The sequence below is a fragment of the Mycobacterium sp. E796 genome, from assembly GCF_001672815.1.
Taxonomy (GTDB): domain Bacteria; phylum Actinomycetota; class Actinomycetes; order Mycobacteriales; family Mycobacteriaceae; genus Mycobacterium.
In genome coordinates this window covers 55399-69899 of sequence record NZ_LZKK01000257.1, presented here as the reverse complement: position 1 = coordinate 69899, position 14501 = coordinate 55399, and the positions used below count along the sequence as shown (strand labels likewise).

Annotated in this window: 17 protein-coding genes; 10 read left to right on the top strand and 7 right to left on the bottom strand. The window is 67.9% G+C overall.

Translation table 11 applies throughout. The features are described from left to right. The coding region (locus tag A5706_RS34995; RefSeq protein WP_197517892.1) for a hypothetical protein at nt 1–204 on the bottom strand (204 nt) is incomplete at its 3' end. A 57-nt stretch (nt 205–261) separates the two neighbouring features. Between A5706_RS34995 and A5706_RS19665 the strand changes: the two genes are divergently transcribed. The 4 genes from A5706_RS19665 to pknB are packed head-to-tail and all read left to right on the top strand — an operon-like array spanning nt 262 to nt 6336. Then, a complete protein-coding gene (locus A5706_RS19665; RefSeq protein WP_068133998.1) occupies nt 262–1671 on the top strand; it encodes an FtsW/RodA/SpoVE family cell cycle protein in 1410 nt (469 codons plus the stop codon). Further along, nucleotides 1668–3146 (top strand): D,D-transpeptidase PbpA, encoded by a 1479-nt coding sequence (gene pbpA, locus A5706_RS19660; RefSeq protein WP_068133995.1) that lies wholly within the window; start codon nt 1668–1670, stop codon nt 3144–3146. The genes A5706_RS19665 and pbpA overlap by 4 nt, the downstream gene beginning before the upstream one ends. Next, a complete protein-coding gene (locus A5706_RS19655; RefSeq protein ID WP_068133992.1) occupies nt 3143–4465 on the top strand; it encodes a serine/threonine-protein kinase in 1323 nt (440 codons plus the stop codon). Before pbpA ends, A5706_RS19655 begins: the two co-directional genes overlap by 4 nt. Then, nucleotides 4462–6336 carry a Stk1 family PASTA domain-containing Ser/Thr kinase gene (gene pknB / locus A5706_RS19650; RefSeq protein ID WP_068133989.1) on the top strand — a complete coding sequence of 625 codons (1875 nt, stop codon included), beginning with the start codon at nt 4462–4464 and terminating at the stop codon, nt 6334–6336. The genes A5706_RS19655 and pknB overlap by 4 nt, the downstream gene beginning before the upstream one ends. Here pknB and A5706_RS19645 read toward each other — a convergent pair. Together A5706_RS19645 and A5706_RS19640 are read right to left on the bottom strand one after the other, a co-directional pair. After that, the gene (locus tag A5706_RS19645; RefSeq protein WP_068133986.1) at nt 6314–7012 is read right to left on the bottom strand and encodes an aminodeoxychorismate/anthranilate synthase component II; all 699 of its coding nucleotides are present in this window, start codon (nt 7010–7012) and stop codon (nt 6314–6316) included. The two genes, pknB and A5706_RS19645, sit on opposite strands and share 23 nt — an antisense overlap. Nucleotides 7013–7051: 39 nt before the next feature. Beyond that, nucleotides 7052–7795, bottom strand: coding sequence for a DUF881 domain-containing protein (locus tag A5706_RS19640; RefSeq protein WP_068111483.1), 744 nt, complete (start codon nt 7793–7795; stop codon nt 7052–7054). Nucleotides 7796–7915: 120 nt separating this feature from the next. On the opposite strand from A5706_RS19640, the gene crgA reads away from it, so the two are divergent. Together crgA and A5706_RS19630 are read left to right on the top strand one after the other, a co-directional pair. Continuing rightward, nucleotides 7916–8197, top strand: coding sequence for a cell division protein CrgA (crgA, locus tag A5706_RS19635; RefSeq protein WP_066917062.1), 282 nt, complete (start codon nt 7916–7918; stop codon nt 8195–8197). 155 nt (nt 8198–8352) lie between these two features. Then, the gene (locus A5706_RS19630) at nt 8353–8778 is read left to right on the top strand and encodes a PH domain-containing protein (protein ID WP_068133983.1); all 426 of its coding nucleotides are present in this window, start codon (nt 8353–8355) and stop codon (nt 8776–8778) included. 12 nt (nt 8779–8790) lie between these two features. Here A5706_RS19630 and A5706_RS19625 read toward each other — a convergent pair whose 3' ends face one another. Further along, a complete protein-coding gene (locus tag A5706_RS19625; protein WP_068111486.1) occupies nt 8791–9339 on the bottom strand; it encodes a peptidylprolyl isomerase in 549 nt (182 codons plus the stop codon). A gap of 115 nt (nt 9340–9454) precedes the next feature. On the opposite strand from A5706_RS19625, the gene cwsA reads away from it, so the two are divergent. Then, complete coding sequence (cwsA, locus tag A5706_RS19620; RefSeq protein ID WP_068133979.1) at nt 9455–9889, top strand: cell wall synthesis protein CwsA; 435 nt, start codon at nt 9455–9457, stop codon at nt 9887–9889. Nucleotides 9890–9892: 3 nt separating this feature from the next. Here the strand turns inward: cwsA and A5706_RS19615 are convergent, their stop codons facing one another. Continuing rightward, nucleotides 9893–11107 carry a cytochrome P450 gene (locus A5706_RS19615; protein WP_068133977.1) on the bottom strand — a complete coding sequence of 405 codons (1215 nt, stop codon included), beginning with the start codon at nt 11105–11107 and terminating at the stop codon, nt 9893–9895. A gap of 195 nt (nt 11108–11302) precedes the next feature. Here A5706_RS19615 and A5706_RS19610 point away from each other — a divergent pair, with 195 nt between their 5' ends. After that, complete coding sequence (locus A5706_RS19610; protein ID WP_068133972.1) at nt 11303–11857, top strand: TetR/AcrR family transcriptional regulator; 555 nt, start codon at nt 11303–11305, stop codon at nt 11855–11857. Nucleotides 11858–11868: 11 nt separating this feature from the next. After that, on the top strand, nt 11869–12087 hold the full coding sequence (locus A5706_RS19605; RefSeq protein ID WP_068133969.1) for a hypothetical protein: 219 nt from the start codon (nt 11869–11871) through the stop codon (nt 12085–12087). Between the two features lie 15 nt (nt 12088–12102). Here the strand turns inward: A5706_RS19605 and A5706_RS19600 are convergent, their stop codons facing one another. Together A5706_RS19600 and A5706_RS19595 are read right to left on the bottom strand one after the other, a co-directional pair. Further along, nucleotides 12103–13365 carry a PE family protein gene (locus A5706_RS19600; protein WP_068133967.1) on the bottom strand — a complete coding sequence of 421 codons (1263 nt, stop codon included), beginning with the start codon at nt 13363–13365 and terminating at the stop codon, nt 12103–12105. A 286-nt stretch (nt 13366–13651) separates the two neighbouring features. Next, a complete protein-coding gene (locus A5706_RS19595; protein ID WP_068133964.1) occupies nt 13652–13858 on the bottom strand; it encodes a long chain fatty acid-CoA synthetase Faa4p in 207 nt (68 codons plus the stop codon). 321 nt (nt 13859–14179) lie between these two features. Here A5706_RS19595 and A5706_RS19590 point away from each other — a divergent pair, with 321 nt between their 5' ends. After that, nucleotides 14180–14464: a hypothetical protein gene (locus tag A5706_RS19590; RefSeq protein WP_068133961.1), complete on the top strand. Its 285-nt coding sequence runs from the start codon at nt 14180–14182 to the stop codon at nt 14462–14464. The last annotated feature ends 37 nt before the right edge of the window (nt 14465–14501 follow it).

Below are 14501 nucleotides of genomic sequence, written 5' to 3'. Positions count from 1 at the left end.
AGCGCAGCCAGGTCGGAACCGGACCGGGGCACCACGAACGCGCGCGACCTCCCCGCCGGCGCCGCAGGCCCCGACGACCGCGGGCAGCAGCACCGAGCCGAATCCCACAGCGCCCCCGACCACTTCCAGCGGCACTCCGCCCACCAGCGCCACCCCGACCAGCGTTCCCGCGCCCGCGACCACGTCGCCCACCACGTCCCCCACGGTGACCGCGCTCCCCCCACCTCCACCTAAGCCGGGCATCGACTGCCGGGCGGTGGCATGACCACACAACTTCAGCCGCCGGTCGCGGTGACTCCTCCGCTGCCCACTCGACGCAATGCCGAGCTGCTGTTGTTGTTCTTCGCCGGGTTGATAACCGTCGCCGCGTTGCTCATCGTCCAGGCCAATCAGGAACGAGACCTGCACTGGAACCTGGTGACCTACGGGCTCATCTTCCTGGTCATGTTCGGCAGTGCGCACCTGGCCATCCGGCGCTTCGCGCCCTACACCGACCCGCTGCTGCTTCCAATTGTGGCCCTGCTCAACGGACTTGGCTTGGTGATGATCCACCGGCTCGACCTGGTCAACAGCGAGTTGAGCGGCCGTCGTCACCCCAGCGCCACCCAGCAACTGATGTGGACCGTGGTCGGAGTGGCCGCCTTCGCGTTGGTGGTCACCTTCTTGAAAGACCATAGACAGCTCGCACGCTACGGCTACATATGCGGCGTCGTGGGTCTGGTTTTCTTGGCGATCCCGGCGGTGCTGCCGGCGTCGCTGTCCGAGCAAAACGGCGCCAAGATCTGGATTCGCTTGCCGGGCTTCTCGATTCAGCCGGCCGAGTTCTCCAAGATCCTGCTGCTGATCTTCTTCTCTGCGGTGCTGATCGCCAAGCGGGGTCTGTTCACCAGCGTCGGCAAGCATTTCATGGGAATGACCCTGCCCCGGCCCCGAGACCTCGCGCCGCTGTTGGCGGCCTGGGTGATCTCAATCGGCGTGATGGTCTTCGAAAAGGACCTCGGCACTTCGCTGTTGCTCTACGCGTCGTTTCTGGTGGTTGTCTACCTCGCCACCCAGCGCTTCAGTTGGGTCGTCATCGGACTGGTGCTGTTCGCCGCGGCAAGCGTTGTGGCGTACTTCCTTTTCGAGCACGTCCGCGTTCGGGTGCAGATGTGGTGGGACCCGTTCTCGGATCCCGACGGCAGCGGCTATCAGCTCGTGCAGGCGATGTTCAGCTTTGCCACCGGCGGCATATTCGGCACCGGGCTGGGAAACGGCCAACCCGATACGGTGCCGGCGGCGTCGACGGACTTCATCATCGCCGCCTTCGGTGAAGAGCTCGGGCTGGTGGGCTTCGCGGCGCTTCTCATGCTGTACACGATCGTCATCGTCCGCGGCCTGCGCACGGCGATCGCGACGCGCGAAAGCTTCGGCAAGCTGCTGGCCGCGGGTCTGGCCTCGACACTGGCCATCCAGCTGTTCATCGTCGTCGGCGGCGTGACCCGGCTGATTCCGCTGACCGGGTTGACCACGCCGTGGATGTCGTACGGCGGCTCGTCGCTGCTGGCCAACTACATCCTGCTGGCCATCCTGGCGCGCATCTCGCACAGCGCCCGACGACCCCTGCGCACCCGCGCCCGCAACACCTCGCCGATCGCGGCGGCCGGCACCGAGGTGATCGAGCGGGTATGAACGCCTCCCTCCGCCGGATCTCGGTGACCGTGATGGCGCTGGTCGTGCTGCTGTTGCTCAACGCCACGATGACGCAGGTCTTCGCCGCCGATGGGCTGCGTGCCGACCCGCGCAACCAGCGAGTCCTGCTCGACGAGTACTCCCGGCAACGCGGCCAGATCGTCGCGGGCGGTCAGCTGCTGGCGTACTCCGTGGCCACCGACAGCCGCTTCCGTTTCCTGCGGGTCTATCCCGACCCCGCCGTGTACGCGCCCGTCACCGGCTTTTACTCGCTGCGCTACTCCAGCACGGGACTGGAACGCACCGAGGACCCGGTGCTGAACGGGTCGGACGAGCGGCTGTTCGGGCGCCGGCTAGCCGACTTCTTCACCGGTCGCGATCCCCGGGGTGGCAACGTCGACACCACCATCGTTCCGCGGGTCCAGCAGGCGGGCTGGGATGCCATGCAGCAGGGCTGTGGTGGGCCGCCGTGCAAGGGCGCCGTCGTCGCGCTGGAGCCGTCCACCGGCAAGATCCTGGCCATGGTGTCGTCGCCGTCCTACGACCCCAACCTGCTCGCGTCGCATGATGCCCAGGTGCAGTCGCAGGCGTGGCAGCGGCTTCGTGACGATCCCGACAATCCGATGACCAATCGCGCCATCTCCGAGACCTACCCGCCCGGCTCGACGTTCAAGGTCATCACCACCGCGGCCGCGCTGCAGGCCGGCGCGACCGACACCGAGCAGTTGACCGCGGCGTCCTCCATTCCGCTGCCCGGCAGCACGGCCACCCTGGAGAATTACGGCGGTACGCCGTGCGGCAATGAGCCGACGGTGTCGCTCAGCCAGGCGTTCGCGCTGTCGTGCAACACCGCGTTCGTCCAGCTGGGCCTCCTTACCGGCGCCGACGCGCTGCGCAGCATGGCGCACTCGTTCGGGCTGGACAGCACCCCCAGCGTCATACCGCTGCAGGTCGCGGAGTCCACGATCGGGATCATCCCGGACGCGGCGGCGCTGGGGATGTCCAGCATCGGTCAGAAGGATGTGGCCCTCACACCGCTCCAGAACGCCGAGATCGCCGCTACCATCGCGAACCGCGGGGTGACGATGCAGCCCTACCTGATCGATAGCCTCAAGGGGCCGGACCTTTCAAACATCAGTACTACCGCGCCCTACCAACAGCGCCGCGCGGTGTCACCGCAGGTCGCCGCTAAGCTAACAGAGCTGATGGTCGGCGCCGAGAAGGTCGCGCAGCAGAAAGGGGCGATTCCCGGCGTGCAGATTGCATCCAAGACGGGTACCGCTGAGCATGGCACCGACCCACGTAACACTCCGCCGCACGCGTGGTACATCGCGTTCGCGCCCGCGCAGACACCGAAGGTTGCCGTGGCGGTGCTGGTGGAGAACGGCGGCGACCGCCTGTCCGCGACCGGGGGCGCGCTTGCCGCACCGATCGGCCGGGCGGTGATCGAGGCCGCGCTACAGGGAGGACCATGAGCCCGCGAGTTGGTGTGACGCTGTCTGGCCGGTACCGCCTGCAGCGCCTCATCGCCACCGGTGGCATGGGCCAGGTGTGGGAGGCGGTAGACAGCCGGCTGGGCCGGCGCGTCGCGGTCAAGGTACTCAAGCAGGAGTTCTCCCAGGACCCCGAGTTCATCGAACGGTTCCGCGCCGAGGCGCGCACCACGGCGATGCTGAATCATCCCGGGATCGCCCAGGTCCATGACTACGGCGAGAGCCAGTTGGACGGGGAGGGCCGCACCGCATACCTGGTGATGGAGCTGGTCAACGGCGAACCGCTGAACTCGGTGCTGAAACGCACCGGACGGCTGTCGCTGCGGCACGCGCTCGACATGCTCGAGCAGACCGGCCGGGCCCTTCAGGTCGCGCACGCCGCCGGCCTGGTGCACCGCGACGTCAAACCGGGCAACATCTTGATCACCCCGACCGGCCAGGTGAAGATCACCGACTTCGGCATCGCCAAGGCGGTCGACGCCGCACCCGTGACCCAGACCGGGATGGTGATGGGCACCGCCCAATACATCGCACCCGAGCAGGCGCTGGGTCACGACGCGACCCCCGCAAGTGACGTCTACTCACTGGGAGTCGTTGGCTACGAGGTCGTTTCGGGTAAGCGCCCGTTCGCCGGCGACGGGGCGTTGACGGTGGCGATGAAGCACATCAAGGAACCCCCGCCGCCGCTGCCCGCCGAGCTGCCGCCCAACGTGCGCGAACTGATCGAGATCACCCTCGTGAAGAACCCCCAGATGCGCTATCGCAGCGGGGGACCGTTCGCCGACGCGGTCGCCGCGGTGCGGGCCGGTCGCCGGCCGCCGCGGCCGAGCCAGTCGCCGCCCCCCGGCCGGGCCTCACCGGCGGCCATTCCGTCGAGCCCGCACGCCAGAGCCACCGCCGTCGGGCCCAGCCGCGCCGTCGCGCCCCGTCGCTCCGGGCCGTCCACCGGTCGGTCCCGGCCGCCCGCGCGGCGCACGTTCTCGTCGGGCCAGCGAGCGCTGCTGTGGGCCGCGGGTGTGCTGGGGGCGCTGGCCATCCTGATCGCGGTGATCATCGTCATCAACTCCCGCGCGGAGAACGGGCAACCGGCGCCGCCGACGGTCACCGACACCGGGACGCCGCCGGCCACGGCGCCGCCGGCGAGCAAGACGCCCAGCGGGTCCGCGCCGCGTCTGCACCTGGATTGGACGGATCCCCCGGCCTCAGGTAATTCTGGACTTCAGAGCAGGCCGCATGGACCTGACTGGGTTACCCCCTCTCGACCCAGCACATCGCCGGCCCGTTATGAGACACCGCGATGACCACCCCGCAGCACCTGTCCGACCGCTATGAGCTCGGCGAGATCCTCGGTTTCGGGGGCATGTCCGAAGTTCATCTGGCCCGCGACGTCCGTTTACACCGCGACGTCGCGGTGAAGGTGCTGCGCGCTGACCTGGCCCGCGATCCGAGTTTTTATCTGCGCTTCCGGCGCGAGGCGCAAAACGCCGCGGCGCTGAACCATCCGTCCATCGTGGCGGTGTACGACACCGGTGAGGCGGAAACCCCGACCGGACCGCTGCCCTACATCGTCATGGAGTACGTCGACGGCGTCACCCTGCGCGACATCGTGCACACCGACGGGCCGTTGCCGCCCCGGCGGGCCATCGAGATCATCGCCGACGCCTGCCAGGCGCTGAACTTCAGCCATCAGAACGGCATCATCCACCGCGACGTCAAGCCGGCGAACATCATGATCAGCAGCACCAACGCGGTCAAGGTGATGGACTTCGGCATCGCGCGCGCGATCGCCGACAGCGGCAACAGCGTCACCCAGACCGCGGCCGTGATCGGGACGGCCCAGTACCTGTCACCCGAACAGGCCCGCGGCGACTCCGTCGACGCCCGATCCGACGTCTATTCGCTGGGCTGCGTCCTCTATGAAATCCTCACCGGCGAACCGCCTTTCACGGGTGACTCACCCGTCGCGGTGGCCTACCAGCATGTCCGCGAGGATCCGGTACCGCCGTCGAAACGGCACGAGGGCATCTCCGCCGACCTGGATGCCGTGGTGCTCAAGGCGCTGGCCAAGAACCCGGAGAACCGCTACCAGACCGCGGCGGAGATGCGCGCCGACCTAGTGCGGGTGCACAACGGTGAGCCACCCGAGGCGCCCAAGGTGCTCACCGACGCCGAGCGCAGTTCGTTCCTGTCGTCCACCGGCCCCGGTCACGGACCGCGCACCGACCCGCTGCCGCGCCAGGCACTCGACGACACCGACCGCGACCGCGGCGGTTCCATCGGCCGCTGGGTCGTCGCGGTCGCCGTGCTGGCGGTGCTGACCATCGTCGTGGTCATCGCCTTCAACACGTTCGGCGGCAGCACCCGCGATGTCCAGGTGCCCGACATGCGCGGCCAGGTGTCCGCCGATGCCATTGCCGCGCTACAGAACAGGGGCTTCAAGACGCGCACCCTGCAGAAGCCCGACTCGACGGTTCCGCCCGACCACGTCATCAGCACCGACCCCGCCGCCAACGCTTCGGTGAGCGCCGGCGACGAGATCACCATCAACGTCTCGACCGGTCCCGAGCAGCGCGAGGTGCCCGACGTCTCCTCGCTGAGCTACGGCGACGCGGTCACCAAGCTGAAGACCGCCGGATTCAGCAAGTTCAAGCAAGCGAACTCCCCGTCGACCCCCGAGCTGCTGGGCAAGGTCATCGGGACCAACCCGCCGGCCAACCAGACGTCGGCGATCACCAACGTGATCACCGTCATCGTCGGCTCCGGGCCGGAGACCAGGCAGGTCCCCGACGTCGCCGGTCAGACCGTCGACGTCGCGCAGAAGAACCTCACGGTCTACGGCTTCACGAAAGTCACCCAGGCCCAGGTGGACAGCACCCGGCCCGCCGGTGAGGTGATCGGCACGAATCCGCCCAAGGGCCAGACGGTTCCGGTGGACTCGGTGATCGAGATGCAGGTGTCCAGGGGCAACCAGTTCCTGATGCCCGACCTGACCGGCATGTTCTGGACGGACGCCGAACCGCGGTTGCGCGCGCTCGGTTGGACCGGGGTGCTGGACAAGGGGCCCGATGTCGACGCCGGCGGCTCCCAGTCCCACCGGGTCGTCTATCAGAACCCGCCGGCCGGGGCCGGTTGCAACCGGGACGGGATCATCACGCTGAAGTTCGGCCAGTAGCTCCCGCCGCGCCGGGCTCGGCATCCGGGAAATACGGCCGGACCGCGGCGCGCACCTCGTTCTCCAGGCGACGCACCAGCATGTCGTCGTGCGTCCAGCCGCAGTACCCGAGCCAGTTCGCCAGCATGCGGTGCCCCCCCTCGGTGAGGATCGACTCCGGATGGAACTGGACACCGTGGATCGGCAGCCCGGTGTGGCGCACGCCCATGATCACACCGCTGCGGGTGCGGGCCGTCACCTCCAGAACCGCGGGCAGCGACTCGGGAAGGATTGTCAGCGAGTGGTACCGGGTCGCGGTGAACGGATCCGGAAGCCCGTGCAGGACACCGACATTGGTGTGAAATACGCTGCTCGTCTTGCCGTGCAATAACTCTGGCGCGCGGTCCACCGTGGCGCCGAACGCCACGCCGATCGCCTGATGTCCCAGGCAGACCCCCAGCAGCGGGGTGCGCTGCGCGGCGCACGCGTCAACCAGGCTGATCGACGCGCCCGCACGTTCCGGGGTGCCCGGTCCGGGGCTGAGCAGGACGCCGTCGAACTGCGCCGCGACGGTGGTCGGATCCGAAAGGCGGGCGTCGTCGTTGCGCCAGACGTCGGCCTCGACGCCGAGCTGGCCCAGGTACTGCACCAGGTTGAACACGAAGCTGTCGTAGTTGTCGACAACCAGGATCCGCATCGTGTCAGGTTACCGTCCGGCCCCGCGGGGAGCCGCCGCTCAGTACCCCACCGGGCCCGCCGGCTGCGCGACGTGCATCCGGACCGGTTCGGAATGGCCGGCGATCTGCACATCGGGCTTGACCTCTTCGCGATACCCGAGGCCAAACCGGACCACGTACTGCTTGTAGAGGATGACCAGGGGAGCGGCCGCCAGGGCGGCTTGCATGGCCGCCGCGTTGCCGATCGCGGTGATCGTGTAGGGCGGGCTGTAGGTACGCCCGTTGAGCAGCAGCGTGTTGCCGACGCAGCGGGGGACGGACGTCGCGATGATCCGCTGGTCTTGCATCTGGATCGCCTCGGCGCCGGCGCTCCACAACGCGTTCAGGACGGCCTGGATGTCCTGCTGGTGCACGACCAGATCGTCGGGCGATGCGTCGCGAGGGAAGCGCCCGTTGGCGTCGCGCTGTGCGTCCTGCAGGGTCACCACCAGACCCGGGCCGTGCACCGGGTCCATACCGGCTTCGCCGGCCAGCTCGGCGGAGCGCCGCAGCATCGCCTTGAGCGCCGTGTCCGTCGACCGGCCGTGCGCGGAGTCGATCTTGTGGGCCAGTTCGTCGCGTTGGGCGCGGAGGCGATCTACCGACGACTGGGCCTCGCGGACCAGATCGACCAGGCGCGGCGCATCGCTGCGGCGGATCTCGGCGCCGCCGGACACCCCGTGTGTGGCGGCGAGCAGCAACCCGGCCAGGAGGCACACAAGTGGGACCCCGAAGCGCCACGGTGAGCGGCGCGTGTCAGTCATCAAGTCTCCATTTCTGGGTCCCCGTGCCAGGTGAGTTAGTCTCGTATCCGAGCTGTGCGTGCAGCTGCCATCGTTATCGTCGCACCCCGTCCCGTTGTTCAGGTATGCCGAGGTATTCAAATGCCCAAATCGAAGGTCCGTAAGAAGAACGACTTCACCGTCAGCGCGGTCAGCCGCACCCCGGTGAAAGTGAAGGTCGGACCGTCCAGCGTGTGGTTCGTTTGCCTGTTCGTCGGACTCATGTTGATCGGGCTCGTCTGGCTGATGGTGTTCCAATTGGCCGCCGTCGGAAGCCAGGCGCCGGCCGCCCTGAACTGGATGGCGCAACTCGGTCCGTGGAATTACGCGATCGCGTTCGCTTTCATGATCACCGGGTTGTTGCTCACGATGCGCTGGCACTGACCAACCCCGCAGAGGTAATGAATTCATCTTGGGGTGTACCTGTAACTGGCTCAGCAACGTCGCGACCAACCAATCACACGCGTGTGATTTATCCCCACTGTTGATAGCGCTTGTGGATAAGCGCGTTGGCAGTGGTGGGAGGGGTTAGGTAGCCCATGCAGCAAACAGAATGGGCGCCGCCCGCGACCGGAATCGCAGGTTGCGGGGTCGTCGGCGTTTTGATGGCTATCGCCAGTGTGACCGTAGTCACAGACGCGCCCGGCCGCATACTGACCGGGATTGCCGCGGCGGGGTTGATCTTGTTTGCGGGCATGACGTGGCGCGCGCGTCCGAAGCTGGCAATTACCCCGGCCGGCCTCGCGTTGCGGGGGTGGTTCCGGACGCAGTTATTGCGGCACTCCGACATCAAGATCATCCGGATCACCGAATTCCGCCGTCACGCGCGCACCGTGCGGTTGCTCGAGGTCGAAACGGTCAACGGCGGGCTGCTGATCTTGAACCGTTGGGACCTCGGAACGGACCCCTTGAAGGTGCTAGACGCCCTGACCGACGCCGGCTACGCGGGCGGCAACCGGCGCTGAGCGGGCGCCGCCTCAGGAGATCGTGATCGACTCGATGACGACCGGCTCGGTGGGACGGTCGTTGCCGTCGGTGGAAGTCGTCGCGATCGCGTCGACCACTTTCTGCGAATCGGGGTCGGTCACTTCGCCGAAGATCGTGTGGCGCCGGTTGAGGTGCGGCGTCTGCGCGACGGTGATGAAGAACTGCGAACCGTTGGTGCCCGGGCCCGCGTTCGCCATCGCCAGCAGGTAGGGCTTGTCGAACTGCAGCTCGGGGTGGAACTCGTCGGCGAACTTGTAGCCCGGACCGCCGCGGCCCGTACCGGTCGGGTCGCCGCCCTGGATCATGAAGCCCCTAATCACCCGGTGAAAGACCGCGCCGTCGTAAAACGGGCCCGACGGGCCACCCGAGGCGTTCTGGGTGGAGTACTCCTTGGTGCCCTGCGCCAGGCCGACGAAGTTGGCGACGGTCTTGGGCGCGTGGTTTCCGAACAGGGCGACCTTGATGTCTCCGCGGTTGGTGTGCAGCGTTGCGGTGGCGGTCTGAATGGGGCTGTTAGTCACGGGGCTAGAGTCTGCCATTACGCGCGACCTTGCCCGCACCCGGTACCGAACCCGGATGCGCGCAATAGGGCCGGGCGTGGCCCATCAATGGCACGCTGATGAGGCATCGCACGAGCGGACAGAAGGGCGGCAGATGAGCGCGAAGACGGAAACTCGGCTGACCCCACGGGAGCGACTGGCCCGCGGGCTCACTTACTCGGCGGTGGGGCCGGTCGATGTCACCCGCGGCGTCGTCGGGCTGGGCGTGCATGGCGCGCAGTCGACCGCTTCGGGACTTCGTCGCCGTTACCGCGAGGGCCGGCTCGCCCGCGAAATCGCCGCTGCCCAAGAAACACTCGCGCAGGAGCTGGCCGCCGCGCAGGAGGTGGTCGCCGGGCTGCCGCAGGCGCTACAGGAGGCACGCCGGGCCCAGCGCCGCCGGCCCCGCCCCTGGGTGATCGCCGGGGTCGCCGTCTTGGTCCTGGCCGGCGGCGCCGTCGCGTTCAGCGTCGTCCGCCGTTCGATGCGCGGCGGGGGCGAGGAGCCGTCGCCCCGGCCGCCGAGCGTCGACGTACAGCCCCGACCGTGATCCTCAGCTGACGGCCAACCGCAGACTTTTGCGGCGCCGCACCAGGATGCTGGGCAGCCAGTCGCCGACGTCAACCGCGTCGATCCAGGCGGTGCGCTCCAGTAATTTGCGCAATACGATTTGGGCTTCGAGGCGGGCCAGCGCGGCGCCCACGCAAAAGTGCACGCCCTTGCCGAACGCTACGTGGCCCTTGGCGGCAGTGCGATCGAGGCGGAATTCGTTCGGAGCGTCGAAGTGCGCCGGGTCGCGGTTGGCCGCTCCCCACATCAGCAGCAGATGGGAATCGGCCGGCACCTCGACGCCGGACAGCGTGGTGTCGCGCCACACGTGTCGGTAATGGCCGCGGAACGGTGGCTCGAAGCGCAACGTCTCTTCGATGAAAGCGGTTAGTAATTCGGGATTTTCACGGAGCTGTCGTTGGATCGCGGGGCGATCGGCGAGAATCCACGCGGCGCTGCCCAGGAGCGAAGCCGTCGATTCTCCGGCGGCGCTGAAGAGCGTCATCATGATGCCCATTGCGGGGAGCTGCTCCAGTTCACCCGAAGCGCAGCGCGCCGCCAGGTCGGCGATCAGGCCGGATTCGGCGTTCTCGCTTGCCTTTTCGAAGTGTTCCGTGACGTAGCCCGATAGCTCCAGTGCCGCCGCGAATGCCTGTTCAAGTTGGTCGGGGGTGACGATCCCGTCGAGCAGCGTGGTGGTGGCGTAGCCGAGTCGAATGAGTTTGTCGACGTCGTCATGCGGCAGGCCGAGAAGCTGGGCGACCACCATCATCGGCAGCCTGTTGGCGATGGCGCTCATCCATTCGATCTGACCGTTGTGCAGGTTCTGCTCCCACAACCGGTCGGCGGTGGCGGCAGCGAACTCCTCGATGATCCGCACCCGCTTGGCCGACAGGTGCGGCAGCAGGATTTTGCGGTGCGCCGCGTGCACCGGATCGTCGGCGGTGGCCAGCGCATGGGTGGCGCCTCCCGCCGGACCCATGTCGAACGGGGTGACGGTGCCGTCCTCTTGAAAGACCATGGTGGCGGTCAGGTTCGACGAAAAGTCGTCGACGCGCTCGACGGCCTCCTGGACCGCGTCCCAACCGCACACGGCGTAGAAGACGGAGTCGCCGATGCGCTGCACCGGCGCTTCGGAGCGTATTCGGTCGTACAGCGAGGACGGATCTTGTAGCGCCTCTGGGCCGAGGAGCTCACTCGGTTTGTCCAGGACGGGCATACGTTCAGCCTCGGTGCGCCGACCTGCCGCGTCAACGGGACTAGACGATGTTGAGGAGCGATCGCGCCGGGCGCCGGTCGAGGCCGCCGGCGGTCACCGACCGCCAGCTGCGCATTCGCTTGAGAAATTCTGCTGAAGAATTCTCATTATGAGAGAAGTATTTCTGCCGACTGCGATCTGTTAGAGCATGGGTGGATGGCGCGCGACGACTGGCTGGTGGGGCGCGATCGCCGCAGCGAAGCCACCGAACGGATTTTCGCCGCGGCCGCCGATCTCATCTCTCGCGAGGGATACGAGGGTTTCACGATCGAAGCCTTAGCGGCCCGGGTGCACTGCTCGCCCGCGACGATCTACCGCCATGCCGGCGGCAAGGCGGCCATCCGCGACGCCGTCGTCGGCATCCAAGCGGCTCGCATCGTCGACAGCACACGCGAAGCCATCAAGGACCTCAGGGGGCCCGACCGTGTCGTGACCGCCACGATCATCGCCCTACAACGACTGCGGGCCGATCCGCTGGCCCAGCTCATGCAGTCCATGCATGTGAATCCTGTCAGTGAATGGGTCATCAGCTCACCCATCGTCACGGGATTGGCCGCCGAAATGGTCGGCCCCGACAACGACGACCCGCTGGCCGCGCAGTGGCTGATCCGCGTTTTCCTGGCGCTGTGGTGCTGGCCGCTCAAAGACCCGGATGCCGAACGCGCCCTGATTCAACGCTTCCTGGGTTCGCCCCCAGGGGTGCGGCAGTGAGGATGTAAGGCGTGAGTTGGATGAGGTATGAGGGCAGGGCGCTCGCGGACACCGCTCTCACTGGCGACGCGCTCGAGGCGGCGCTCGAAGACCATGTGCGAGTACAGAATCCGCATCTGACCGACGTCCGCTTGGAGTCGGTGGTTGCCACCGAGGACTACGACACGCAGGCAACGCGGCCGGGGCGTTGGTACCGCGTCACCTACTTGGCCGAAGGTGCGGACCTCTAGGCCGGCCAAACCGCACTAGATATGCGCTCCGATCGCTCCGTTGGTCCCCGCCGCTCCCAACAGAATGCCGCCGTTGCCGCCGGCACCACCGGCACCGCCCGCGCCCGTGCCGGCTGCGCCGCCGGTGCCGCCGTCGCCGCCGTTGCCGAACAGCCCCACGGCGTTGCCGCCCGCGCCCCCCGTGCCCGGGGTACCGAACACCGCCTGCCCACCGATGCCACCGTGACCGCCGTTGCCGGCAAGGAGCCCACCGTTGCCCCCCGCGCCCCCGGGACCTCCGTTGTTCACGGTGCTGAAAATGCCTCCGCCCGTCCCTCCGGCGCCGCCGTTTCCGATCAGCCCTGCGCTGCCGCCGGTGCCGCCACCGAATCCCAGGGAGCCATCGCCGCCGTCGCCACCATCGCCGAACAGCAATCCGCCTTGGCCGCCGGAACCGCCTACGTTGCCGCCGTTGCCGAATCCGGCGTCGCCGCCCGCGCCCCCCGTCCCGAAGAGCAGGCCCCCACTGCCGCCGCCACCGCCGGCCCCGCCTGGGCCGGTGCCGATGTTGGCGAAGCCGCCGGCCCCGCCGGCGCCGCCTGCGCCGAACAACCCGATGGCGTTACCGCCCATGCCGCCGTTGCCGGCTCGGCCGCCCACAAAGTTGTTGGCGCCCCCGGTCCCGCCCGCGCCGCCGTTTCCGCCCAGCAGCCCGCCGGTGCCACCCGTGCCACCCGTGCCGCCGGTCCCGTTTGCGACGTTGACGCTCCCGCCGGTGCCGCCATTGCCGCCGTGGCCGAAGAGGCCGGCGGCGCCGCCGTTTCCACCGTTCTTGCCCCCGGCGCCGGACCCGCCGTCGCCGCCATTGCCCCAGAGAATGCCGCCGGCACCACCGTCTTGCCCTGTTCCGGCTGCTCCGTTCGTGCCATCGCCGATCAGCGGGCGCTGCAGCAGCAGTTCGGTGGGTGTGTTAATCACGTTCAGCAGGTCCTGCACAGCGGTCTGTAGTGGCGACACGTTGGCCGCTTCGGTGCCGGCGTACGCGGCCGCACCCCCGCTCAAGGCCTGCGCGAACTGCTGATGGAGCGCCGCCGCTCGGGTGCTGAGGGCCTGATACGCCTGCCCGTACTCACCGAACACCGACGCGATCGCCGCCGACACCTCGTCGGCGCCGGCCGAGAGCACGTTCGCGGTGGGAGCCCACGCGGCCGCATTGGCCTCGCTGATCGTCGAGCCGATACTCGCGACGTCGGTTGCGGCCGCTGCGATCAGGTCTGGAATTGCGACGGCAAACGACATTCCGCACCTCCGATCAACGCTACGACCCGGCGGTCGGCCACCCAGCTACATCGTCGAGCCTCGCGGAACACCCGCAGCGTATACACGCGCCGCGCGCTATATAGAGGATTCCGCACAAAACGTAGCGGGAGGGCGGCCGCAGCCGCCGGTTGTATCGCGCCCTTGGGGCAACTCGGCGGAAACCGTTACCGGAGAATGCTTCCGGCCTACGGTTTCAAGCCGTCAGTGATGGCACAGCCGCCGGCGGCCGGGTGACCGCCGCGATTCGATCGAAAACCGTTCGGCTCTAACCGATCTCGCGTGCGACGTAGATTGCGACATATCCGATCGGGATGCCGGTGCGGTTCGCGATCGATTGCCGCGCCGCCAGCTCCACGGCGGCCCGGCTGCCGGCGCGGGTGGCACCGCCGATCTCGGGAATCCGAATCAGCCATCCGTCGGCGTCGCGAGTGATTTCGATGTCGAAGCACTGGCCGACGGTGGGGCGCGTCACGCGGTGAGTGACGCGGTGTGTGCGGCTCCTGCGCAGCGTGCTTGGACGGTGCAGAGTCTGACCGGGCATGGCTACTTTCCTGAGTAGAAAACGGACCGCGCGCAAGAGTAAATCCGACCGAAGCAAAACACCTAATCGGCCAACGCCGGGCCGCTCAGGTCGGGCGTTCGACCGAGATTCGATCGCGGCGGCTTTATACCGGGAGTGGATCCAGCCGGTGCCCTAAAGTCGTCTCCCGGGTCTACCAAGGGGATGACCGGACCAGCCGCAGCGGGAGGCGTCGTGACCAAGATGCGGTCTGCAACGCCTCTCCGAGCGGGTGTGGCATTGGCGTTGATCGCCGCCTGTGTCGCCTACCCGCCGGCGCTCGCGGACGCCAATTACGGACCTGGTTCCTACTCGGTGCCGGGCCAACTTCCCTACGGCGTATATGTCGCCCGCGCCGAACCCGGCGGCTCCGCAGCAGCCTGCTCGTTCAGTACGTGGACCAGCGCCGGAAGATTCATCAGCTCCGACGACGGAACTTCGCTTACCGCGCAGATCGTGGCACCCGTGATCGGACGATTCATCACCCATGGCTGCACGCCGTGGATCAAGGTGGGATAAGGCCGTCGCACTGGGTTTCGAGGCGCCGACGCGTCGC